Source organism: Pseudomonas gingeri (assembly GCF_013386115.1).
GTDB lineage: Bacteria > Pseudomonadota > Gammaproteobacteria > Pseudomonadales > Pseudomonadaceae > Aquipseudomonas > Aquipseudomonas gingeri.
In genome coordinates, this window is the sequence record NZ_JACAOR010000014.1 from 212341 (window position 1) to 238684 (window position 26344).

At 67.2% G+C, this 26344-nt stretch carries 1 protein-coding gene; it reads left to right on the forward strand.

Annotated elements, in window-relative coordinates; genetic code table 11:
• Positions 1-202 precede the first annotated feature (202 nt).
• Positions 203-26167, forward strand: a complete 25965-nt coding sequence (locus HX881_RS27865; protein ID WP_177087678.1) for a non-ribosomal peptide synthase/polyketide synthase — start codon at positions 203-205, stop codon at positions 26165-26167.
• Positions 26168-26344 lie beyond the last annotated feature (177 nt).

A 26344-nucleotide genomic window follows, 5' to 3' on the forward strand; every position in this document is an offset into this window, starting at 1 on the left:
AATGGATGCTTTAGTTTTCAAACCAGTGAAAAAACACTGATGGCTTAGTGCCTTTATTTCCTTTTTTGAGCAGGACGCCTCATGCGTCCTGATGACACGCAGCGCCGCCTGGTCGGCGCAAGGGCGCGAAGCACGGGCACAGCGTTGCCTTTGAAAATGGACTTTCTCGTCAACCGTTTCCGAATTTAAAAGCAGGTCTCTCATGCAGTTCAGCGAATTGATGGCAGTTATTTCCACCCATGCGATCCGTCTTCAACGCGAGGAGGACGACCTGGTTGTCCTGGGCAACGATGACGCGCTGGACGATACGCTGTGGCAACAGCTGAGTGCGCACAAGGCGCAGTTGCTCGACCTGGTGGCGCGCCATGGCGGCGACTGGCTGAGCCCGGCCCTGCGCATTACCCCGGACATGCTGCCGCTGGTGACGCTGGAGCAGGAAGCCATCGATCGGATTGTCGCCGGGATCCCCGGTGGCGCGGCCAATGTCCAGGACATCTACCCCCTGGCACCGTTGCAGGCCGGTATGCTCTACCACCACCTGGCGGCCGGGCAGGGCGATCCGTACCTGCTGCACAAACCGTTCGTCTTCGGCGATCGCGCGCGCCTCGAGGCGTTTGTCCAGGCCCTGCAATGGGTGATCGAGCGCCACGATATCCTGCGCACCTCCATCGTCTGGGAACGCCTCGACGAACCGCTGCAAGTGGTCTGGCGCCAGGCCCCGCTGGTGTGCGAGGAAGTCGCCGTGGACGCCGCCGGCGGCGAAGCCCTGGAGCAGCTGCGCGCCCACCTTGAGGCCCGTTACTACCGCCTGGATCTGCGTCAGGCGCCCTTGCTGCGCCTGGTATTTGCCCATGACGAGGCCCGACAGCAGGTGGTCGCGGTGCTGTTGTTCCATCACATGGCCCTCGATTACACCGGCCTGGAGGTGGTACGTCGGGAGATCCGCGCGCACCTGCTCGGGCAGGCCACCGAGGTCGGGGCCGCAGTGCCGTTTCGTGATTACCTGGCGCGGGCGCGCCTGCGCCTGGACGAGTCTGCCCACGAGGCCTTCTTTCGCGAGATGCTCGGTGATATCGACGAGCCGACCTTGCCGTTCGGTCTGCAGGATGTGCAAGGCGACGGTCGAGGCATCGAAGAGAGCCGTATCGGCTTGCCCCCTGACCTGAGCCGACGCCTGCGCCAGCAGGCGCGGCAGGCGGGAGTCAACGTGGCGAGCGTGCTGCACCTGGCGATGGCCCAGGTGCTGGGCAAGGTCTGCGGGCGCTCGGCGGTGGTCTTCGGCACGGTGCTGCTGGGACGCATGGACGCCGGTGTCGGCGCCGAGCAGGCGCTGGGGATGTTTATCAATACCTTGCCGCTGCGGGTCGATGTCGGTAGCGAAAGCGTGCTGGCCGGCCTGCTCAAGACCCATGAGCGCCTGACCGCGCTGCTGGGGCACGAACAGGCCTCGCTGGCCCTGGCCCAGCGTTGCAGTGGCGTGAGTGCGCCGACGCCATTGTTCAGCGCGATGCTCAACTATCGTCACAGCGACGCCGCCGAGCGGGTCGAGGTGAGCGAGCTGGCCCCGGGCATCCGCATCCTGGGGGGCGAGGACCGCACCAACTATCCGCTGACGGTCAGTGTCGATGACCTGGGCGAGGACTTCACGCTGGCGGTCAAGACCTTGCCGGCGATCGGTGCGCAGCGGGTCAGCGGTTATCTGCAGACGGCGCTCGAGGCGCTGGTCGATGCGCTGGAGCACGATCCTGTGCAGGCGCTCCAGGGCCTGTCGATCCTGCCCGTCGAGGAACGCCAGCACCTGCTGGTGGACCTCAATGCCACCGAGGACGCTTACGATCTGGAACAACCCATCCAGGCACTCTTCGAGGCCCAGGTCCGACGCACGCCGGAGGCCGTGGCGGTGGTGGCGGGCGAACGGAGCCTGACCTATCGCCAGCTCAACGAGCAGGCCAACCAGTTGGCGCACTACCTGCGCGAGCAGGGCGTACAGCCCGATTCGCGGGTGGCGATCTGCGTCGAGCGCGGGCTTGAGCTGGTCATCGGCCTGTGGGCCATCGTCAAGGCCGGGGGCGCCTATGTGCCGCTGGACCCCGGTTATCCGCTGGAGCGCCTGGGCTACATGCTGCAGGACAGCGCGTCGGTGCTGGTGCTGGTGCATGGCGCCACCCGTGACCTGCTGGGCCCGGTGGCGGTCCCGCTGCTCGACTTCGATCGTGCCGATTGGCACGACCGCCCGCTCGCCGATACACCGGTACCGGGGCTGGGCGCGTCGAACCTGGCCTATGTGATCTACACCTCGGGCTCCACCGGCACGCCCAAGGGCGTGACCCTCGAACACCGTGGTCTGTGCAACCTGGTGCACTGGAGTTCGACACTGTTTACCGGTGATCGCCACGGCGCGTTGCTGCAAAAGGCGCCGTTCAGCTTCGACGGTTCGGTCTGGGAGTTCTTCTGGCCGCTGACCGTGGGCATGCGCCTGGTCCTGGCCCGCCCCGAAGGGCACCGCGACCCGGCCTACCTGGCGCAACTGGTGCGTGAGCAACAGATCAGCGTGATCAAGTTCGTGCCGGCGATGCTGCAACAGTTCCTCGAACTGGAGGAAGTGAGCCAATGCATCAGCCTGACGGACGTGTTCTGTGGCGGTGGCGAACTGACTGCGGCCCTGGCCCGGTCGGTGCAGAAACGCCTGCCACGGGTGCGCCTGCACAACGTCTACGGACCGACGGAGGCGACGGTCGACAGCACCGCCTGGACCCTGGAGCCCGGTGCGCCGGTGCCGGAACCGCAACTGCCGATTGGCCGGCCGATCAGCAACACGCGCCTGTACGTGCTTGATGACCAGGACCTGCCGGTGCCCCAGGGCGTCAGTGGGCAATTGCATATCGGCGGGGTCGGCGTTGCCCGTGGCTACCTGGGGTTGCCACAGTTGGTGGCCGAGCGTTTTATCGACAGTCCGTTCGTGGCCGGCGACCGCCTCTATCGCACCGGTGACCTGGTGCGTTATCGCGCCGATGGCAACCTCGAATTCCTCGGGCGCAACGACGACCAGGTGAAGATCCGCGGCCTGCGTATCGAGTTGGGCGAGGTGCAGTCGCGCTTAAGCGCACATCCCGCGCTCAAGGATGCCGTGGTCATGGTCCGCGAGGACGAGCCGGGCGATCCGCGCCTGGTGGCCTACTACGCCGCCGAGGAGCGCCAGGCCATCGAGTCCTTGCGCGCCCATCTGCTGGAACACCTGCCGGGCTATATGCTGCCCACCGCCTTTGTCCATCTCCAGGCCCTGCCGCTGACCCCCAACGGCAAGCCGGACCGCAAGGCCCTGCCGGCCCCGGACCCGAGCTCGCGGGTACAGCGCGTCTACGAGGCGCCGCGCGGCGAGGTGGAAATCACCCTGGCGCGAATCTGGGCCGAGGTGCTCAAGGTCGAGCAGGTCGGTCGCCACGACAACTTCTTCGAACTGGGCGGTCATTCGCTGCTGGCGGTCAAGCTGATCGAACGCATGCGCCAGGTCGAGCTGAGTGCCGATGTGCGCGTGCTGTTCGGTCAACCGACCCTGGCGGCGCTGGCCGCCGGGGTTGGCGGACAGCGTGAGGTGGCGGTCCCGGCCAATCGGATTGGCGCGCATTGCCGGCGCATTACCCCGGACCTGTTGCCGCTCGTCAACCTGGACCAGGCGGCCATCGACCGTATCGTCGCCAGTGTTCCCGGCGGCGTGGCCAATGTGCAGGATATCTACCCGCTGGCGCCGTTGCAGGGCGGCATTCTCTACCACCACCTGACGACCGAGGGCGATCCCTACGTGCTGCAGGCGCAGCTCGGCTTTGCCGGCGAGGCACAGGTGCAGGCCTTTGCCAGCGCCTTGCAGGGGGTGATCGACCGGCACGACGTGCTGCGTACCAGCGTGCACTGGGAGCACCTCGACGAGCCGGTCCAGGTGGTCTGGCGCCAGGCTTCGCTGGGTGTCCAGCAGGTCGAGGTCGATCCTCGGGACGGCGATATCCTCGAGCAACTGCATCGGCGCTTCGACCCGCGTCACTACCGGCTGGACTTGGGCCAGGCACCGCTGATGCGCCTGGTGTATGCCCAGGACCCGGCCCATGACCGTTGGGTCGGGGTGCTGCTGCGTCATCACCTGGTGCTGGACCACACCTCGCTGGACGTGCTGCTGGAAGAAATGCGCGCCAGCCTGGCGGGCGAAACCGCCCCGCAAACCGAGGCCGTGCCTTACCGCAACTATGTGGCGCAGGCCCGTCTGGGTTTGGACGAGCAGGCACACGAAGCCTTTTTCCGCGAGATGCTGGCGGATATCGATGAGCCGACCTTGCCGTTCGGCCTGCAGGACGTCCAGGGTGATGGGCGTGGCATCGGCGAGGCGTCGCTGGCGCTGGACCCGGCCTTGAGCCGGCGTCTGCGCGAGCAGGCGCGCCAGCAGGGGGTCAGCGCCGCCAGCCTGATGCACCTCGGCTGGGCCCAGGTACTGGGCCAGCTTGCCCGGCGTCGCGACGTGGTCTTTGGCACCGTGCTGTTGGGCCGCCTGCAGGGCGGGGAGGGCGCCGACCGGGCGCTGGGGATGTTCATCAACACCCTGCCGCTGAGGGTCGACGCCGGTCAGGTCGGGGTGCGTGACGGGCTCAAGGCCACCCATGCCCGCTTGAGCCAACTGCTGAGCCACGAGCATGCCTCGCTGGCCCTGGCACAGCGCTGCAGTGGCGTCGACGCCGCTTCGCCGCTGTTCAGCGCCTTGCTCAACTACCGACACAGTGCACCGGAGGAAGCGGTCGCCGGGCAACTGCAAATCAGTCCGGGCATCCAGGTATTGCGCAGCGAAGAGCGCAGCAACTACCCGCTGGTGCTCAGTGTCGACGATCGCGGCCGTGACTTCAGCCTCAAGGTGCTGGCCGTCGAGTCCATCGGCGCGCAACGCATCTGCGGCTACATGAACACCCTGCTGGAACAGCTGGTGCAAGCCCTGGAGCAGGCCCCGGGTAGCGCCCTGGAACAGCTGTCGATCCTGCCGGATGGCGAGCGCCGGCAACTGCTGGAGGGCTTCAACGCCAACCGGGTCGACTACCCGCGCGGGCAGACCGTGCAGGGCCTGTTCGAGGCCCAGGTGGCCCGCAATCCCGAGGCGGTCGCGGTGGTCCAGGGCGGTGAACAACTGAACTACCGTTTGCTCAACCTGCGGGCCAACCGCCTGGCCCACCACCTGCGCAAGCTGGGGGTGCAACCGGACGACCGGGTCGCGATCTGCATGCGCCGCAGTCCGCAGATGCTGGTCGGTCTGCTGGCGATCCTTAAGGCCGGCGCCGGTTATGTGCCGCTCGACCCGGCGCTGCCGGCCGAGCGCCTGGGTTACCTGATTGACGACAGTGCCCCGGTGGCGCTGTTGACGCAAGGCGAGTTACTGGCGCAACTGCCGAGGGTCAAGGTGCCCGTGGTCGACCTGGACCGCTGCACCTGGCAGGACGAATCCTCGGCCAACCCGCACGTGACCGCGCTCGGCCCGGCGAACCTGGCCTACGTGATCTACACCTCGGGTTCCACTGGCTTGCCCAAGGGCGTGATGGTCGAACACCGGACCCTGGAAAACCTGGTGCACTGGCATTGCGATGCCTTTGAACTGGAGCAGGGCCGCCACACCTCCAGCGTCGCCGGCGTGGGTTTCGATGCCATGGCCTGGGAGGTCTGGCCGGCGTTGTGCGTGGGCGCGACCCTGCACCTGCCGCCGGCCCTGGTCGGCAACCAGGACATCGATGCGCTGCTCGACTGGTGGTGCGCCCAGCCGCTGGCGGTCAGCTTCCTGCCGACGCCGGTGGCGGAATATGCCTTCAGCCGGCAGAGGCAACACCCGACCCTGCGCACGCTGCTGATCGGCGGCGACCGCCTACGCCAGTTCGGCAAGGCCCCGGGGTTTGCGGTGGTCAACAACTACGGGCCGACCGAAGCGACGGTGGTCGCAACCTCCGGGGCCGTGGAGGCCGGGCAGGTCCTGCACATCGGCAAGCCGCTGGCCAATGGCCGGGTCTACCTGCTGGATGAACAACAGCGTCCGGTGCCGGTTGGCGTCGCGGGCGAGTTGTATGTGGGCGGTGCCGGTGTGGCGCGCGGCTACCTCAATCGCCCCGAACTGACGGCCGAGCGCTTCCTCGACGATCCGTTCAGCCGCGAACCGGGAGCACGGATGTACCGCACCGGCGACCTGGCGCGCTGGCTGGCCGATGGCACGCTCGACTACCTGGGGCGCAATGACGACCAGGTGAAGATCCGGGGCATGCGCATCGAGCCGGGTGAGATCGAAACCGCACTGATGAGTCATGACCGGGTCAAGGACGCCGTGGTGCTGGTGCGCGATGGGCGCCTGGTGGCCTGGTTCACGGAGCACCATTTCGAGCATAAGCCGGTCGATATCCAGGCCCTGCGTCGCTACCTGCAGGAGCGCCTGCCGGAGTACATGGTGCCGGCCGCCTATGTGCGCCTGGAGGCGCTGCCGCTGACCGCCAACGGCAAGCTGGACCGCCGGACCTTGCCCGCACCGGAGCCGGACGCACTGCTCAGCCGCGAGTTTGAGGCGCCACAGGGCGAGATCGAGATCACCCTGGCGCGGATCTGGGCCGAGCTGCTCAAGCTAGGACAGGTGGGGCGCCATGATCATTTCTTCGAGCTGGGCGGGCACTCGCTGCTGGCGGTGAGCCTGGTCGAGCGCATGCGCCAGGCGGGCCTGAGCAGCGATGTGCGTACCCTGTTCAGCGAGCCGACCCTGGCGGCGCTGGCCGCTTCGGTGGGTACGGGCCGCGAGGTCGAGGTTCCGCCCAATGGCATCCCGGCCGATTGCCAGCGGATCACCCCGTCGATGCTGCCGCTGGTGGCGCTGGACCAGGCCGCCATCGACCGTATCGTCGCCAGCGTTCCCGGTGGTGCGGCCAATGTCCAGGACATCTACCCGCTGGCGCCCCTGCAGGAAGGCATTCTCTACCATCACCTGAGTGCCGGGCAGGGCGATCCCTACCTGCTGCAGACCCGCCTGGTATTCGATGGCCACGAGCGCCTGCAAGGCTTTGTCGCGGCGCTACAGCAGGTGATCGACCGTCACGATATCCTGCGCACCGGCGTGCTCTGGGAAGGCCTGGAGGCACCGCTGCAAGTGGTCCGGCGTGTCGCCGAACTGCCGGTGCAGGAGGTTGTGCTGGATACGGCGAACGGTGATGTGCTCGAACAACTGTGCGGGCGTTTCGATACCCGTCAGTATCGCTTGGATATCACCCGCGCGCCGCTGATCCACCTGGTCCATGCCTGGGACGCGACGCGGCAACGGGTGGTGGCCATCCTGCTGTTCCATCACCTGGCGCTGGACCATACGGCCATCGACGTCGTGGTGCGGGAAATGCGTGCCTGGGTGCTCGATCCGTCGCAACCGCAGCCGGCCTCGGTGCCTTATCGCAATTATGTCGCGCAGGCGCGGCTGGGGCTGGGGGAGGAGGAGCATGAGGCGTTCTTCCGCGCCATGCTCGGTGATATCAGCGAGCCGACGCTGCCGTTCGGCCTGCAGGATGTACGCGGCGACGGTCGCGGCATCGAGGAGGCGCGCCTGCCCCTGGCGGGTGAGTTGAGCCGGCGCGTGCGCGAGCAGGCGCGTCAGTTGGGGGTGAGTGCCGCCAGCCTGATGCACCTGGCCTGGGCCCAGGTACTGGGGCAGGTTTCCCAGCGCGACGACGTGGTATTCGGTACGGTGCTGATGGGGCGCCTGCAAGGGGGCGAGGGCGCGGACCGGGCTCTGGGGGTCTTTATCAATACCCTGCCGCTGCGGGTCGAAGTCGGCCAGCTATCGGCGCGGGCCGGGGTCAAGGCGATCCACGCGCGCCTGAGTGCCTTGCTCGGCCATGAGCATGCCTCGCTGGCCCTGGCCCAACGTTGCAGTGCGGTCGAGCCGGCGACGCCGCTGTTCAGCGCCTTGCTCAATTATCGTCACAGCAGCCCGGCAGCAGGGGCGCAGCAGGGCTCGCCACTGTGGCCCGGCATCGAGCAACTGGGCGGTGGCGAGCGCAGCAACTACCCGCTGACCCTGAGCGTCGACGACCTGGGCGACGACTTCCGCCTGACCGTGCTGGCGCTGCACGCCATCGGTGCACAACGCATGTGCCGCTACATGGAGACGGCGCTGGAGCAGTTGGTGCAGGCCCTGGAGCAGACACCCGAGGTCGCCCTCGACGGCCTGTCGATCCTGCCTGCGGCGGAGCGCCAGCAACTGCTGGCCGGCTTCAATGCCAGCGCTGCGGACTATCCGCGCGGGCACACCCTGCACGAGCTGTTCGAAGCCCGCGCGCAGGCGCAGCCCGAGGCCTTGGCGGTGGTCCAGGCCGGGCAGCCCCTGAGCTATGGCGAACTCAACCGGCGCGCCAACCGCTTGGCCCATCACCTGCTCACCCTGGGCGTGCAGCCGGACGACCGGGTGGCGCTCAGCGTGCTGCGCGGCCCGGACATGCTGGTGGGCCTGCTGGCCATTCTCAAGTCCGGCGCCGCCTATGTGCCGCTGGACCCGAGCCTGCCGACAGAGCGCCTGGCCTACCTGCTCGACGACAGCGCACCGCGGGCGCTGTTGACCCAGGAGAACCTCCAGGCCCGGCTGCCGGCGCTCGACGCGCCGCTTATCCTGCTGGATCGACCGACCTGGCAAGCCGCCTCGCCGGCCAATCCCCAGGTCCCGGCGTTGTCCCCGGCGCACCTGGCCTATGTGATCTATACCTCCGGTTCCACCGGCCTGCCCAAGGGCGTGATGGTCGAGCACCGCAGCGTGGAAAACCTGGTGCACTGGCACTGCACGGCCTTCGACCTGCAGCCTGGCAAGCACACCGCCAGCGTCGCCGGTTTCGGTTTCGACGCCATGGCCTGGGAGGTCTGGCCGGCGCTATGCGGCGGCGCGACCCTGCACCTGCCGCCGGGTGATCTCCACAATGAACAGATCGACGCGCTGCTCGACTGGTGGCGCGCGCAGCCGCTGGATGTCGGGTTCCTGCCCACGCCCGTGGCCGAACATGCCTTCAGCCAGGGTCTCGGCCACCCCACCTTGCGGACGCTGCTGATCGGCGGCGACCGCCTGCGCCAGTTCGGCAAGGCCCCGGGTTTTGTGGTGATCAACAACTACGGCCCGACCGAGGCCACGGTGGTCGCCACCTCCGGGCGGATGGAGGTCGGTGCGCCCTTGCATATCGGCACGCCGATGGGCAATGCCAGGGTCTATCTGCTGGACCGCCACCAGCGGCCGGTGCCGGTCGGGGTCGAGGGCGAGCTGTATGTCGGCGGGGCCGGCGTAGCGCGCGGTTACCTGAACCGCGCGGACCTGACCGCCGAGCGTTTCCTCGACGATCCGTTCAGCCCCGAGACGGGGGCACGCATGTACCGTACCGGCGACCTGGCGCGCTGGCTGGCCGATGGCACGGTCGATTACCTGGGACGCAACGACGACCAGGTGAAGATCCGTGGCCTGCGGATCGAGCCGGGCGAGATCGAAAGCGCGCTGGCCGCCCACGAATGCCTCAAGGACGTCGTGGTACTGGTCCGCGACGGGCGCCTGGTGGCCTATTTCACCGAGCATGAAAGCGCCGATATCCAGGCGCTGCGCGATGACCTGCAAGGCCGCCTGCCGGACTACATGGTGCCTTCGGCCTATGTCCGGCTGGAGGCGCTGCCGCTGACCGCCAACGGCAAGCTGGACCGCAAGGCCTTGCCCGCGCCGGACCAGGGCGCGCTGTTCAGCCGTGAATACCAGGCGCCCCAGGGTGAGATGGAAACCACCCTGGCGCGGATCTGGGCCGAGTTGCTCAAGGTCGAACAGGTGGGGCGCCATGACCACTTCTTCGAACTGGGCGGCCACTCGCTGCTGGCGGTCAGGCTGATCGAGCGCATGCGCCAGGCGGGCCTGAGTGCCGATGTGCGCGTGCTGTTCAACCAGCCGACCCTGGCGGCCCTGGCGGCGGCCATCGGCAGCGGTCGGGAAGTCGAGGTGCCGGACAACCGGGTTGCGCCCGGCTGCCAGCGCATTACCCCCGAAATGCTGTCGCTGATCGACCTGGACCAGGCGAGCATCGACCGTATCGTCGCCCGTGTTCCGGGCGGTGCCGCCAACATCCAGGAGATCTACCCGCTGGCGCCGTTGCAGGAGGGGATGCTCTATCACCACCTCAGCGCGCAGCAGGGCGATCCGTACCTGCTGCAGTCGCAGATGATCTTTGCCAGTATCGAGCGCTTGCAGGCCTTTGCCGGTGCCCTGCAACAGGTGATCGACCGCCACGATATCCTGCGCACCGGACTGGCCTGGGAAGGCCTGGACCGGTCGGTGCAGGTGGTCCTGCGCCAGGCCGCGCTGGTGGTGCAGGAGGTGGCGCTGGACCCCGCCGAGGGCGATATCCTCGCGCAGTTGCAGGCGCGTTTCGACGCCCGCCACCACCGCATGGACATCGGCCAGGCGCCGCTGGTAAGGCTAGTGCATGCCACGGATACGCAACATCCCCGTATCGTCGCGCTCCTGCTATTCCACCATATCGTGCTCGACCATACGGCCCTGCAGGCCGTGCGTGAGGAGATGCAGGCGAGCCTGCTGGGCCTCGACGCGCCGCTGACGACTCCGGTGCCTTATCGCAACTACGTGGCCCAGGCCTGCCTGGGCGTCAGCGAGCAGGAGCATGAGGCGTTCTTTGGCGAGATGCTCGGTGATATCGTCGAGCCGACCCTGCCGTTCGGCCTGCAGGATGTGCAGGGCGACGGCCAGGCCATGGAGGAAGTCCGGCACCGCCTGCCGCTGGCCCTGAGCGGGCGCCTGCGTCATCAGGCGCGAGCCCTCGGGGTCAGTGCCGCGAGCCTGTTCCATCTGGCCTGGGCGCGGCTGCTGGCCGTGGCTTCGGGCAAGGACAGCGTGGTGTTCGGCACGGTCCTGCTGGGCCGTCTGCAGGGCGGCGAGGGCGCCGACCGGGCGCTGGGGGTCTTTATCAATACCCTGCCGCTGCGGGTCGATGTCGATGACTCGGACGTGCGCGCCGGAGTCATGGCGACCCACGCCCGGCTGACGGCGCTGCTGGGCCACGAGCATGCCTCGCTGGCCCTGGCCCAACGCTGCAGCGGGGTGGCGGCGCCGCTACCGCTGTTCAGCGCCATGCTCAACTACCGGCATGGCGACGGCGCCAGCAGCCGGCAGGACATGGCGCAGGCCTGGCAGGGTATCGAGACCCTGGCCCACGAAGGCCGCACCAACTATCCACTGACCTTGAGCGTCAATGACCTGGGCGAAGGTTTCAACCTGACCGCCCTGACGCTGGCGCAGGTGGGCGCGCAGCGCCTCTGCGACTCGATGCAGACGGTGCTCGAGTCCCTCGTCGACGCCCTGGAGCAGGCGCCGGAATGTGCCCTGAACCGCTTGCCGGTGTTGACGGCGGCGCAGCGTGAGCAACTGCTGGTGGGCTGCAACAGCCCTGAGGTCAACCACGAGCAGGCGCACACCCTGCACCAGCTGTTCGAAGGTCGGGCCCAGCGCACGCCGCAGGCGGTGGCGGTGATCGATGGCGAAAGGCAATTGACCTACGGCGAACTGAACCGCCGCGCCAATCGCCTGGCCCGCCACCTGCGTAAGCAGGGCGTACGGGCCGATGCGCGCGTGGCGATCTGTGTCGAGCGCGGGCTGCCGATGATCGTCGGCCTGCTGGCGATTCTCAAGGCCGGCGGCGCCTATGTGCCGCTGGACCCGACGTCGCCGGCGGAACGTCTCGCCTACCTGGTGCAGGACAGCCAGCCGGTGGTGGTGCTGGTCCAGGGGGCTACCCGCGAGTTGCTGGGCGCCCTGGCGGTGCCGGTACTGGACCTGGACCGCGAGAGCTGGCAGGACGAGTCCGACGAGGATCTGGTGCTGCCGGAGCTGACCCCCCGCCACCTGGCGTATGTGATCTACACCTCCGGCTCCACGGGCTTGCCCAAGGGCGTGATGATCGAACACCGTCAGGTGGTGCGATTGTTCGCGGCGACCCGACACTGGTTCGATTTCAACGAGCAGGACGTGTGGGCGCTGTTCCACTCGTTTGCCTTCGACTTCTCGGTCTGGGAAATCTGGGGCGCGCTGGTCCATGGCGCCCACCTGCTGATCGTGCCGCAAGAGGTCAGCCGCTCCCCGGACGACTTCCACGCGCTGCTGTGCACGGCGGGCGTGACCATCCTCAACCAGACGCCCAGCGCGTTCCGCCAATTGATCGTTGCCCAGGGCCAGAGCCCGCTCAAGCATTCGCTGCGCCAGGTGATCTTCGGCGGCGAGGCGCTGGACCCCACTATCCTCAAGCCCTGGTACGCGCGCGTGGCGAATGCCGGCACGCAACTGGTCAATATGTACGGCATTACCGAAACCACGGTGCATGTGACCTACCACGCGCTGATGGCAGCGGATGCACAACTGTCCGGTGTGAGCCCGATCGGCCGGCGCATCCCGGACCTGCAACTGTACCTGCTCGACGAGCGCCGTGAGCCGGTGCCGGTCAATGTCGTCGGTGAACTCTATGTCGGCGGCGCGGGGGTGGCCCGTGGTTATCTCAATCGCCCCGAACTGACGGCCGAGCGTTTTATCGCCGATCCATTCAGTGGCCGCGCCGAGGCCCGCTTGTACAAGACCGGCGACCTCGGACGCTGGTTGGCCGATGGCAGCCTGGAGTACCTGGGGCGCAACGACGACCAGGTGAAGATTCGCGGTTTCCGTATCGAACTGGGCGAGATCGAAGCCCGCCTGGCGGCCTGTGACGGCGTTCGCGAAGCCGTGGTCATTGCCCGCGAGGACGAGCCGGGCGACCAGCGCCTGGTGGCCTATATCATCGCCCATGACGGCCGCGAACCCTTGGCGGCGGACCTGCGCGGCCAACTCTTGCTGACCCTGGCGGACTACATGGTGCCGAGTGCGTTCGTGCTGCTCGAGCGTTTCCCGCTGACCACCAACGGCAAGCTGGATCGCAAGGCCTTGCCGGCGCCGGACCAGGCGGCGTTGTCCAGCCGCGCGTTCGTCGCGCCGCAAGGTGAGGTGGAGCTGGCCCTGGCGCGAATCTGGGCCGAAGTGCTCAAGGTTGAGCGGGTAGGGCGGCACGATAATTTCTTCGAGCTGGGTGGCCACTCGCTGCTGGCGGTCAAGCTGATCGAGCGCATGCGCCAGGCCGGCCTGAGCGCCGACGTGCGCGCGCTGTTCAGCCAGCCGACCCTGGCGGCATTGGCCCAGGTCCTGGGGCGTGGGCGCACGGTGAGGATTCCGGCCAACCTGATTCCAGGCGATTGCCAGCGCCTGACCCCCGAGTTGCTGTCGCTGATCGAACTGGACCAGGCGACGCTCGACCAGATCGTCGCGCGCATTCCGGGCGGCGCTGCCAACGTCCAGGATATCTACCCGCTGGCGCCGTTGCAGGAGGGGATTCTCTACCACCATCTCAGCGCGGAGCAGGGCGACCCGTACCTGCTGCAATCGCGGATGGCCTTTGCCAGCCCCGAGCGCCTGAGCGCGTTTGTCGAGGCCTTGCAGAAGGTCATCGAACGCCACGATATCCTGCGCACCGCCGTGCACTGGCAGGGCCTGGACAGCCCGGTACAGGTGGTGCTGCGCCAGGCCGAACTGCAGGTGGAGCAGGTCGCCTGCGATCCGGCAGCCGGCGATGTACTCGAGCAGTTGCATGCCCGCTTCGACGCGCGGCACTGGCGCATGGACCTGACCCAGGCCCCGCTGATCCGCCTGGTGCATGCCTTAGACGCCGCGCAACAGCGGACGGTGGCGATCCTGCTGTTCCATCACCTGGCGCTGGACCATGCCGCCCTCGAGGTGGTGCGCCATGAAATGCAGGCCGGCCTGCTGGGCCAGGCCGAACCCGCGGGCGCGGTGATTCCGTACCGCAACTACGTGGCCCAGGCCCGCCTGGGCGTCAGCGAGCAGGAGCACGAAGCGTTCTTCCGCGACATGCTCGGTGATATCGACGAACCGACGCTGCCCTTCGGCCTGCAAGACGTGCGCGGCGATGGCAATGCCATCGAGGAAGTCGTGCAGACCCTGCCGGCCACCCTGAGCGAGCGCCTGCGGGCCCAGGCGCGGGTGCTTGGGGTCAGTGCCGCGAGCCTGTTCCACCTGGCCTGGGCGCAGGTCCTGGCCGCCACCAGCGGCAAGGAGGCGGTGGTGTTCGGCACGGTCCTGCTGGGCCGCATGCAGGGCAGCGAGGGCCTCGACCGCGCGCTGGGCATGTTTATCAATACCCTGCCGTTGCGGGTCGATATCGATGGAACGTCGGTGGCCGCCGGCGTCAGGGCGATCCACGGGCGCCTGACCACGCTGCTGGGCCATGAGCATGCCTCGCTGGCCCTGGCCCAGCGCTGCAGCGGGGTGGCGGCGCCGCTGCCGTTGTTCAGTGCCATGCTCAACTACCGCCACAGCAGCGTGCTGCAACGACAGCCCGAGGCCGTGCAAGCCTGGCAAGGCATCGACACCCTGGCCAGCGAGGAGCGCACCAACTATCCGCTGGCCTTGAATATCGACGACCTGGGCGATGGTTTTATCCTTACCGCCATGACCGTTGCCCGGATTGGTGCGCAACGGATCTGCGATTACCTGCGCACCGCGCTGGCGTCGCTGGTCGAGGCCCTGGAGCAGGCGCCCGAGCGGGCGTTGAACCGCCTGCCGGTGTTGACGGCGCAGGAGCGCGAACACGTGCTCTTCGACCTCAACGCGACGCAGGTGGACTACAGCCTCGACCAGACCCTGCACGGCATGTTCGAGGCCCGGGTCGAGCGTACCCCGGACGCCATGGCGGTGGTCGCAGGCGAACATCGGCTGAGCTGTCGCGAGCTGAACCGGCAGGCCAACCAGCTGGCGCACCACCTGCGCGGGCTGGGCGTGGGCCCGGATGCGCGGGTGGCGATCTGCGTCGAGCGCGGCCTGGACATGGTCATCGGCCTGTTGGCGATTCTCAAGGCGGGCGGCGCCTATGTGCCGCTCGATCCGGCCTACCCGTCGGAGCGGATCGCCTACATGCTGCAGGACAGCGTGCCGGTGGCGGTGCTGGTGCAAGGCGCCACCCGCGAGTTGCTCGGTGACGTGGCCGTGCCGGTGATCGACCTGGACGTCAATACCTGGCAAGACCTGTCCGTGACCAATCCCGATCAGTCGGAGCTGAACGCGCGACACCTCGCCTATGTGATCTACACCTCGGGCTCCACGGGGCAACCCAAGGGCGTGATGAACGAACACGGCGCGGTGGTCAACCGCCTGCTGTGGATGCAGGACGAATATGGCCTGACGGCGCAGGATGCGGTGTTGCAGAAAACCCCGTTCAGCTTCGACGTGTCGGTGTGGGAGTTCTTCTGGCCGCTGTTCACTGGCGCACGCCTGGTGATGGCTCGTCCCGAGGGGCACAAGGACCCGCTCTACCTGGGCGAGGTGATCGAGGCACAGAACATCACCACTTTGCACTTCGTGCCGTCGATGCTCGATGTCTTCCTCGCTCATGGCGACACGGGCCGGTGCGCCGGAGTGAAGCGGGTGATCTGCAGCGGCGAGGCCTTGCCGGGCAGCGTGGTGCGCCGCTTCAAGACGCAGTTGCCCGAAGCCGAACTGCATAACCTCTACGGCCCGACCGAGGCGGCGGTGGATGTCACGGCGTGGAATTGCGCCGGTCCGCTCGAACAGACCCCGGATAACACGCCGATTGGCAAGCCGATTGCCAATACACGGATGTACCTGCTCGATGGACAGGGGCAGCCGGTGCCCATGGGCGTGGTGGGCGAGCTGTATATCGGTGGGGTGCAAGTGGCGCGGGGTTACCTGAATCGTCCGGAACTGACGGCCGAACGTTTCCTCAAGGACCCGTTCAGCCCGCTCGACAACGCGCGGATGTACCGTACCGGTGACGTCGGGCGCTACCTGCCGGATGGCACCATCGAGTACCTGGGCCGCAACGACGATCAGGTGAAGATTCGCGGCCTGCGTATCGAGTTGGGTGAGATCCAGGCACGCCTGGTCCGCCATCCAGCCATCGACGAAGCCGTGATCGTGGCCCGCGAGGATGTGCCAGGGGACAAGCGCCTGTTGGCGTACTACACCGCCGCCGAGCGCCAGGAGATCGACAGCCTGCGCGGCCATCTGCTGGAAAGCCTGCCGGACTATATGGTCCCGGCGGTGTTTGTGCATCTCGATGCCTTGCCGCTGAGCCCCAACGGCAAGCTCGATCGCAAGGCCCTGCCAGCCCCGGACTCGTCGGCGTTGTCCAGCCGCGAATACGAGGCGCCGCTGGGCGAGACCGAAATCCTTATAGCCGGGCTGTGGAGTAATCTGCTCAAGGTCGAACGGGTAGGGCGCCACGACAACTTCTTTGAACTGGGCGGGCACTCGCTGCTGGCAGTCAAACTGATCGAGCGTATGCGCAAGGCCGGCCTCGGCGCCGATGTGCGCGTGCTGTTCGGCCAGCCGACCCTGGCGTCCCTGGCGGCTACAATCGGTGGGCAGCGCGAGGTGGTGGTCCCGGCCAACCGCATCACGCCCGGCTGCAAGCGCATCACCCCGGACCTGCTGCCGCTGGTGGACCTTGACCAGGCTGCCATCGACCGTATCGTCGCCAGCGTTCCCGGTGGTGTCGCCAATGTGCAGGATATCTACGGGCTTGCGCCGTTGCAGGCCGGCATCCTCTACCACCACCTGGCCACCCAGGAGGGCGACCCCTATGTCCTGCAGGCGCAGTTCGCGTTTGCCGGCCTGACGCAGGTCGAGGCCTTTGCTCGCGCGCTCGATGCAGTGATCGAACGTAATGACATCCTGCGCACCGCCGTGCTCTGGGAAGGCTTCGATGAACCGGTGCAAGTGGTCTGGCGCCAGGCACCGCTGGTGCTGGAGCGGATCGACACGGCACCCGACGATGCCCAGGCCCTGCAATACCTGCAGGAACGCTTCGACCCGCACCAATATCGCCTGGACCTCAAGCAGGCGCCACTGATGCGCCTGGCCTATATCCGCGACGAGGTCAACGAGCGCTGGCTGGGTATCCTGCTGTTCCACCATATCCTGCTGGACCATACCGCCCTCGAGGTGTTGGTGCATGAAATGGGCATCAGCCTGGCCGGTGACAGCGGGCAACTGCCGGCCGCCGTGCAGTATCGCAACTATGTCGCCCAGGTCCGCCTGGGGGCTGGTCACGAGGAACACGAAGCGTTTTTCCGCGACATGCTCGGCGATATCGAGGAACCGACCCTGGCCTTTGGCCTGCAGGAAGTCGGCGGCGATGGTAGCCATGTCATCGAGTTGCGCCAGGACCTGGACGCGGCGCTGTGCCGACGCCTGCGCGAGCAGTCCCGCCGCCTCGGGGTCAGCAGCGCCAGCCTGATGCACCTGGCCTGGGCCCAGGTGCTGGGTCAGGTCTCGGGTCGCGAGGAGGTGGTGTTCGGCACCGTGCTGATGGGCCGGATGCAGGGTGGCGAGGGCGCCGACCGCGCACTGGGCATGTTCATCAATACCCTGCCACTGCGGGTCGACCTCGGCGCTATCGGCGTACAGGCGGCGGTGCGGGCCACCCACGGGCGGCTCTCGCAACTGCTGGGCCATGAGCATGCCTCACTGGCGCTTGCGCAACGTTGCAGTGGCGTACCGGCGGTGCTGCCGCTGTTCAGCAGCCTGCTCAATTATCGCCACAGCGCAGCGGGACAAGGCACGACCGACAATCTGGCGGTGTGGGAGGGCATTCACCTGCTCAAGTCCCGCGAGCGCAGCAACTACCCGCTGGTGCTCAATGTCGACGACCTGGGCGAAGGCTTCGCGCTGAATATCCAGGCGGTGGCGCAAGCCGATCCGCAGCGTATCGGCGATTACATGCAGCGTGCCTTGCAGAACCTGGTGGGTGCCCTGGAACAGGCGCCTACCACGGCGCTGCATGAACTGTCGGTGCTGGCACAGGAAGAGCGCGACCAGCTGTTGCAGGGTTTCAATGCCACCTGGCGCGACTATCCTGCCGAGCAGACCCTGCATGAGCGGTTCGAGGAGTGGGTACAGGCGCATCCCGAGGCGTTGGCGGCCGTGCATGGCCGCCAGTCCCTCAGCTACGGCCAGCTCAATCGCCGGGCCAACCGCCTGGCGCATCATCTGGCGGGGTTGGGCGTGCGGCCGGGTGACCCGGTAGCGACTCTGCTGCCGCGCTCGTTGGACCTGCTGGTCAGCCAACTGGCGATCAGCAAGTGCGCGGCGGTCTACGTGCCGCTGGATATCAATGCCCCGGCCGAGCGTCAGGATTTCATGCTGCGCGACAGCCAGGCCGTGGCGCTCCTGACTCATCGCGATGAAACCCTGGCCTGTACGGCCCGCCGTATCGACCTGGATAGCCTGGCGCTCGAGGGCCAGCCGGAACACAACCCGGCCCTGGCGCAACTGTCGGAGACGGTGGCGTACATCATGTACACCTCCGGCTCCACCGGTACACCGAAGGGCGTGCTGGTGCCGCACCGGGCGATCACCCGGTTGGTGATCAACAATGGTTATGCCGACTTCAACGCGCACGACCGCGTGGCCTTCGCCTCGAACCCGGCGTTCGACGCCAGTACCCTGGAAGTCTGGGCCCCACTGCTCAACGGCGGGGCGGTGGTGGTGGTCGACCAGGATGTGCTGTTGTCCCGCGAGGCATTCGCCGCGCTGCTGCACGAGCAGGCGGTCAGCGTCCTGTGGATGACGGCGGGGCTGTTCCATCAATACGCCGAGGGCCTGCTGGAAGCGTTCGGCAAACTGCGCTACCTGATCGTCGGCGGCGATGTGCTGGACCCGGCAGTGATCCAACGGGTGCTGCGGGAGGGGGCTCCGCAGCACCTGCTCAATGGCTACGGGCCAACCGAAGCCACCACCTTCTCGACCACCTTCGAGATCCGCGCGGTCGGCGCGGGCAGCATTCCGATCGGGCGTCCGATCGGCAACGCCCGTGCCTACGTGCTCGATGCCCGGCAGCAGCCGGTGCCGGTGGGCGTGGCGGGCGAGCTGTACATCGGTGGGGCTGGTGTGGCCAAGGGGTACCTGAACCGGCCGCAACTGACGGCCGCGGCGTTTATCGCCGACCCGTTCAACCCGCAGCCGCGCAGCCTGATGTATCGCAGCGGTGATCGGGCCTGCTGGAATAGCGACGGCACCCTGCAGTACCTGGGCCGCAACGACCAGCAAGTGAAGATCCGCGGTTTCCGTATCGAGCCGGGCGAGATCGAGACCCGCCTCGGCCAGCACCCGCAGGTGCGGGATGCGGCGGTCCTGGTGCGTGAAGTGGCGCCGGGCGACAAGCGCCTGGTGGCCTACTATTGCGCCGCTGAGGCCGTGGAGATCCAGGCGCTGTGCGAGTATCTGCAGGCGCGCTTGCCGGACTACATGGTGCCTTCGGCCTATGTCCGCCTGGAGGCGCTGCCGCTGACCGCCAACGGCAAGTTGGACCGCAAGGCCTTGCCGGAGCCGGACCGGGACGCGCTGCTCAGCCGTGGTTTCGAGGCCCCGCAGGGCGCGGTGGAAAACACCCTGGCAGGGATCTGGGCCGAAGTGCTGCAGGTCGCGCAGGTCGGTCGCCACGATCACTTCTTCGAGCTGGGCGGTCATTCGCTGCTGGCGGTCAAGCTGATCGAGCGCATGCGCCAGGCCGGCCTGAGTGCCGATGTGCGCGTGCTGTTCAGCCAGCCGACACTGATGGCCCTGGCCGCCGCCGTCGGCAGCGGTCGGGAGATCGAGGTGCCGGCCAACCGTATTATGCCCGGTTGCCAGCGCATCACCCCCGAGTTGCTGCCCCTGGTGGAGCTGGACCAGCGCGCCATCGACCTGATCGTCTCGCGCATCCCCGGCGGGACGGACGAGGTGCAGGATATCTACCCGCTGGCGCCGTTGCAGGAGGGGATTCTCTATCACCACCTCAGCGCCGAACAGGGCGACCCCTACCTGCTGCAATCGCGCCTGGCCTTCACCGGCCTGGAGCGCCTGAAGGCCTGTGCCGCTGCGTTGCAGAAGATTGTCGAGCGTCACGATATCCTGCGCACGGCGGTGCTGTGGGAGGGCCTGGAGCGTCCGGTGCAGGTGGTGCGGCGCAGCGCCGAACTGCCGGTGCTGGAAGTGGCCATCGATCCGGCGGACGGCGACGTGCTGGAGCAGTTGCAGGCGCGCTTCAATGCCCGCCACTACCGCCTGGACATTACCCGGGCGCCGCTGATGCAACTGGTCTATGCCCATGATCCGCTGCACCAGCGCGTGGTGGCGATCCTGCAGTTCCATCACCTGGCCCTCGACCATACCGCCATGGAGGTGGTAGTACGGGAGATGCGCGCCTTGCTGCTGGACCCGGCGCACGCCCTGGCTGAGGCGATGCCTTATCGCAACTACGTGGCTCAGGCCCGCCTGGGCCTGGACGAACGCCAGCACGAGGCGTTTTTCCGCGAAAGGCTGGGCGACATCGATGAGCCGACCTTGCCCTTCGGCCTGCAGGATGTGCAGGGCGACGGACGGGATATCGAGGAGGCACGCCAGCCACTGGACCAGGCCTTGAGCCGGCGTTTGCGTAAGCAGGTGCGCACCCTCGGGGTGAGCGCCGCCAGCCTGATGCACCTGGCCTGGGCCCAGGTGCTGGGCCAGGTGTCGGGGCGTGATCAAGTGGTCTTCGGCACCGTGCTGATGGGGCGCCTGCAAGGCGGCGAAGGGGCCGACCGGGCATTGGGGATGTTTATCAATACCTTGCCGCTGCGGGTCGACCTGGGCGCGACGGGCGTGCGCGCCGGTGTGCGTGCCACCCACGCGCAACTGACGGCGCTGCTGGGTCACGAGCATGCCTCGCTGGCCCTGGCCCAACGCTGCAGCGCGGTCGGCCAGTCGTCGCCGTTGTTCAGTGCCTTGCTCAACTATCGCCACAGTGCGCCGGTCGAGGACACCTCGCCCGGCAAGGCGGTCTGGGAGGGCATCGAGGTGCTGGGCGGGGAAGAGCGCAGCAACTATCCGCTGACCCTGAGTGTCGACGACCTGGGCGAGGGCTTCGGCCTCAGCGTGCTGGCCCTGTCGCCGATCGGTGCGCAGCGGGTCTGTGGCTATATGCAGCGGGCTTTGGAACAACTGGTGCAGGCCCTGGAACAGGCGCCGGAGCGCAGCCTGGATCAATTGTCGATCCTGCCCGCTGCGGAACGGCGCCAGGTGCTGGTCGACTTCAATGCCAGTGCCGTGGACTGTCCTCGCGGCCACACCGTGCATGGCCTGTTCGAGGCCCGTGCGCAGGCCATGCCCGAGGCGCTGGCGGTGGTCCAGGGCACGGCGCGACTGACCTATCGCGAGCTGGATCGACACGCCAACCGGTTGGCCCGTCATCTGCTCAAGCTGGGCGTGCAGCCGGACACTCGCGTGGCGATTTGCGTCCGGCGCGGGCCGGACATGCTGGTGGGGCTGCTGGCGATTCTCAAGGCCGGCGCCGCCTATGTGCCGATCGATCCGGCGCTGCCGGTCGAACGCCTGCGCTACCTGCTCGATGACAGCGCACCGTTGGCGGTGCTGCTGGATGCAAGCACCCGCGACTTGCTTGGCGAGCTGGCAGTGCCGCTGCTCGACCTGGACCGGCCGCAGTGGGATGACGAAGTCGTGACCAGTCCCCGGATCGACGGGTTGCTCCCGGCGCACCTGGCCTATGTGATCTACACCTCCGGCTCCACCGGTTTGCCCAAGGGCGTGATGGTCGAGCACCGGACCCTGGAAAACCTGGTGCACTGGCACTGCGCGGCCTTCGACCTGCGCCCTGGCGGACACACCGCCAGCGTCGCCGGCTTCGGTTTCGATGCCATGGCCTGGGAGGTCTGGCCGGCGCTGTGTGGCGGCGCGACCCTGCACCTGCCGCCAACCGATCTCGGCCATGGCGACATCGCCGGCCTGCTCGACTGGTGGCAGGCGCAACCGCTGGAGGTGGGCTTTCTGCCGACACCGGTGGCCGAATACGCCTTCAGCCAGGACCTGCAGCATCCAACCCTGCGCACACTGCTGATCGGCGGTGATCGCCTGCGCCAGTTCAACCGGGCGCAGCGCTTCGCGGTGATCAACAACTACGGTCCGACCGAGGCCACGGTGGTGGCGACCTCCGGGCCCATGGCGGTCGACGGGCCGTTGCATATCGGCAAGCCGATGGCCAACGCCAGGGTCTACCTGCTGGACGCGCAGCAGCGTCCGGTGCCGGTCGGTGTCGCGGGTGAGCTGTATGTCGGCGGTGCCGGCGTGGCCCGCGGTTACCTGAACCGTGCGGACCTGACCGCCGAGCGTTTCCTCGACGATCCGTTCAGCGACCTGCCGGGCGCGCGGATGTACCGCACCGGTGACCTGGCGCGCTGGTTGCCCGATGGCAATATCGACTACCTGGGGCGTAACGACGACCAGCTCAAGGTCCGTGGCATGCGTATCGAACCGGGCGAGATCGAGACGACCCTGACCCGCCATGAAAGCTTGCGCGAGGCCGTGGTGCTGATGCGCGACGGGCGCCTGGTGGCCTATTTCACCGCCCAGGGGGCGCTGGATATCGAGGACCTGCGTGCCTGGCTGCAAGCACGCCTGCCGGACCATATGGTGCCTTCGGCCTATGTCTGCCTGGAGGCGCTGCCGCTGACCGCCAACGGCAAGCTGGACCGCAAGGCCCTGCCGGCACCGGACCAGGACGCCTTGCTCAGCCGCGAGTTCGAGGCGCCGCAAGGCGCGGTCGAAGTTACCCTCGCGCGGATCTGGGCCGAGGTGCTCAAGGTCGAGCAGGTGGGGCGTCACGACAACTTCTTCGAACTGGGTGGCCATTCGCTGCTGGCGGTGGGCCTGATCGAGCGCATGCGCCAGGTCGGCCTGAGCGCCGATGTGCGGGTGCTGTTCAACCAGCCGACCCTGGCCGCCCTGGCAGCGGCGATTGGCAGCGGCCGCGAGATCGTGGTGCCGGAAAACCTGATCCCTGTCGGTTCTACGCACCTCACACCCGAGCTGCTGCCATTGATCGAACTGGACCAGGCCAGCCTCGACCGGGTGATCGCCCGTGTGCCGGGCGGCGCGGCCAATGTCCAGGATATCTACCCGCTGGCGCCGTTGCAGGAGGGTATTCTCTATCACCACATCAGTGCCGGGCAGGGCGACCCGTACCTGCTGCAATCGCAGATGGCCTTCGACAGCCTGGAGCGTTTTCAATGCTTCGCCGGGGCCTTGCAACAGGTGGTCGACCGCCACGATATCCTGCGCACGGCGGTGTTCTGGGAAGGCCTGGCCAGGCCGCTGCAAGTGGTCATGCGCCAGGCATCGCTGCTGGTGCGCGAGGTGCTGCTGGACCCGGCCGAGGGTGACATCCTCGAGCAGTTGCAGGCGCGTTTCGATGCCCGCCATCACCGCCTGGACATCGGCCAGGCGCCGTTGATCCAGTTGTTCTACGCTACCGATCCCGACCGTGGGCGAGTGGTGGTGCTGGTGCTGTTCCATCACCTGGCGCTGGACCACACGGCGATGGACGTGGTCAACCAGGAGCTGTGCACCTTCCTGCTGGACCGTGCCGATACCCTGGGCGTCCCGGTGCCGTACCGCAACTACGTGGCCCAGGCGCGCCTGGGCATCAGCGAGCAGGAGCACGAGGCGTTCTTCCGCGAGATGCTGGGGGCGATCGACGAGCCGACCCTGCCGTTCGGCCTGCAGGATGTGCAGGGCGATGGCAGCGCCATCGAGGAAGTCCGGCACTTGCTGCCGGCGGCCTTGAGTCGCGAGTTGCGGGCCCGCGCCCGCATGCTTGGGGTCAGCGCCGCGAGCCTGTTCCACCTGGCCTGGGCGCAGGTCCTGGCTGCCACCAGCGGCAAGCAGGCGGTGGTGTTCGGCACGGTGCTGCTGGGCCGCATGCAGGGTGGCGCAGGGGCGGACCGGGCATTGGGGATGTTTATCAACACCTTGCCGCTGCGGGTCGATATCGACGAGACCGGCGTGCGCGTCGGGGTCAAGGCGATCCACGCACGGCTGACGGCGTTGCTGGGTCACGAGCACGCCTCGCTGGCCTTGGCCCAGCGCTGCAGCGGGGTGGCGGCGCCCGTGCCGCTGTTCAGCGCGATGCTCAATTATCGCCACAGCGCCAGCGCTCCGGTGGAGGCGCAGGTGCGCGAACAGCTGCAAGGGATCGAGACCCTGGCCAGCGAGGAGCGTACCAATTATCCGCTGGCCTTGAACGTCGACGACCTGGGCGAAGGTTTCCGCCTGACCGCCATGACAGCGGCGCAGATCGGTGCGCAACGTATCTGCGAGCTGATGCAGCATGCCCTGCAATCCTTGGCCGCGGCCCTGGAGCAGGCGCCCGAGCGGGCGTTGAACTGCCTGCCGGTGCTGACGCCGCAGGAGCGTGAGCACCTGCTGTTCGATCTCAATGCCACGCAGGTGGACTACAACCTCGAGCAGACCCTGCACGGGATGTTCGAGGCGCAGGTTGAGCGCACCCCGGATGCCGTGGCGGTGGTCGCAGACCAACATCAGCTGACCTATCGCGAACTGGATCAGCGTGCCAACCAGCTGGCCCATCATCTGCGCGAGCAGGGTGTGGAACCGGATGCGCGGGTGGCGATCTGTGTCGAGCGTGGCCTGGACATGGTCATCGGTCTGCTGGGCATCCTCAAGGCAGGCGGCGCTTATGTGCCGCTCGATCCGGCCTACCCGGCGGAGCGGATCGCCTACATGCTGCAGGACAGCGTGCCGGCAGCGGTGTTGGTGCAGGGCGCTACCCGTGGGCTCCTGGGCGATGTGGCCGTGCCGGTGATCGACCTCGATCCATCCACTTGGCAGGAACAGCCGAGCGTAGCTCCGCAGGTGCCAGGACTGACGGCGCGACACCTGGCCTATGTGATCTACACCTCGGGCTCCACGGGCCAACCCAAGGGCGTGATGAACGAACACGGCGCGGTGGTCAACCGCCTGCTGTGGATGCAGGACGAATATGGCCTGACGGCGCAGGATGCGGTGTTGCAGAAAACCCCGTTCAGCTTCGACGTGTCGGTGTGGGAGTTCTTCTGGCCGCTGTTTACTGGTGCACGCCTGGTGATGGCCCGTCCCGAGGGGCACAAGGACCCGCTCTACCTGGGTGAGGTGATCGAGGCACAGAACATCACCACCTTGCACTTCGTGCCGTCGATGCTCGATGTCTTCCTCGCTCATGGCGACACGGGGCGGTGCGCCGGAGTGAAGCGGGTGATCTGCAGCGGCGAGGCGTTGCCGGGCAACGTGGTACGGCGCTTCAAGACGCAGTTGCCCGAAGCCGAACTGCATAACCTCTACGGCCCGACCGAAGCGGCGGTGGATGTCACGGCGTGGAATTGCGCCGGTCCGCTCGAACAGACCCCGGACAACACGCCGATCGGCAAGCCGATTGCCAATACACGGATGTACCTGCTCGATGGGCAAGGGCAACCGGTGCCCATGGGCGTGGTGGGCGAGCTGTATATCGGCGGGGTGCAGGTGGCGCGGGGTTACCTGCATCGCCCGGAACTGACGGCCGAACGTTTCCTCAAGGACCCGTTCAGCCCGTTCGACAACGCACGGATGTACCGCACTGGCGATGTCGGGCGCTACCTGGCGGATGGCACCATCGAGTACCTGGGGCGCAATGACGATCAGGTGAAGATTCGCGGCCTGCGTATCGAGCTGGGCGAAATCCAGGCGCGCCTGGTCCGCCATCCAGCCATCGACGAAGCCGTGATCGTGGCTCGTGAAGACGCGCCAGGGGACAAGCGCCTGGTAGCGTACTACACCGCCGCCGAGCGCCAGGAGATCGACAGCCTGCGCGGCCATCTGCTGGAAAACCTGCCGGACTATATGGTCCCGGCGGTGTTCGTGCACCTCGATGCCTTGCCGTTGAGCCCCAACGGCAAGCTCGATCGCAAGGCCCTGCCAGCCCCGGACTCGTCGGCCTTGTCCAGCCGCGAATACGAGGCGCCGCTGGGCGAGACCGAAATCCTGATGGCGCGGTTGTGGCGCGAATTGCTCAATGTCGAGCGGGTTGGGCGGCATGACAATTTCTTCGAACTGGGTGGGCACTCGCTGCTCGCCGTCAGCCTGATAGGCCGGTTGCACCAGGAAGGCATGGAAGCCGATGTGAGGGCGTTGTTCGAACAGCCGACGCTGGCCGGATACGCCGCAATGACCGAAAGAATGGAGATCGTCCTGTGAGCGTGACTGAACTGCTGGCGACATTGAAGGCAAAAGACATCCAACTGGCCGTTCGCGGTGATCAACTGGTCGTGCAGGGCAACAAGCAGGCCCTGACCGAACCTGAGGTGATTGCCCGCCTGCGCGAGCACAAGGTGCTGCTGATCGAGATGATCCGCAGCGGCGAGTATTCGGCCA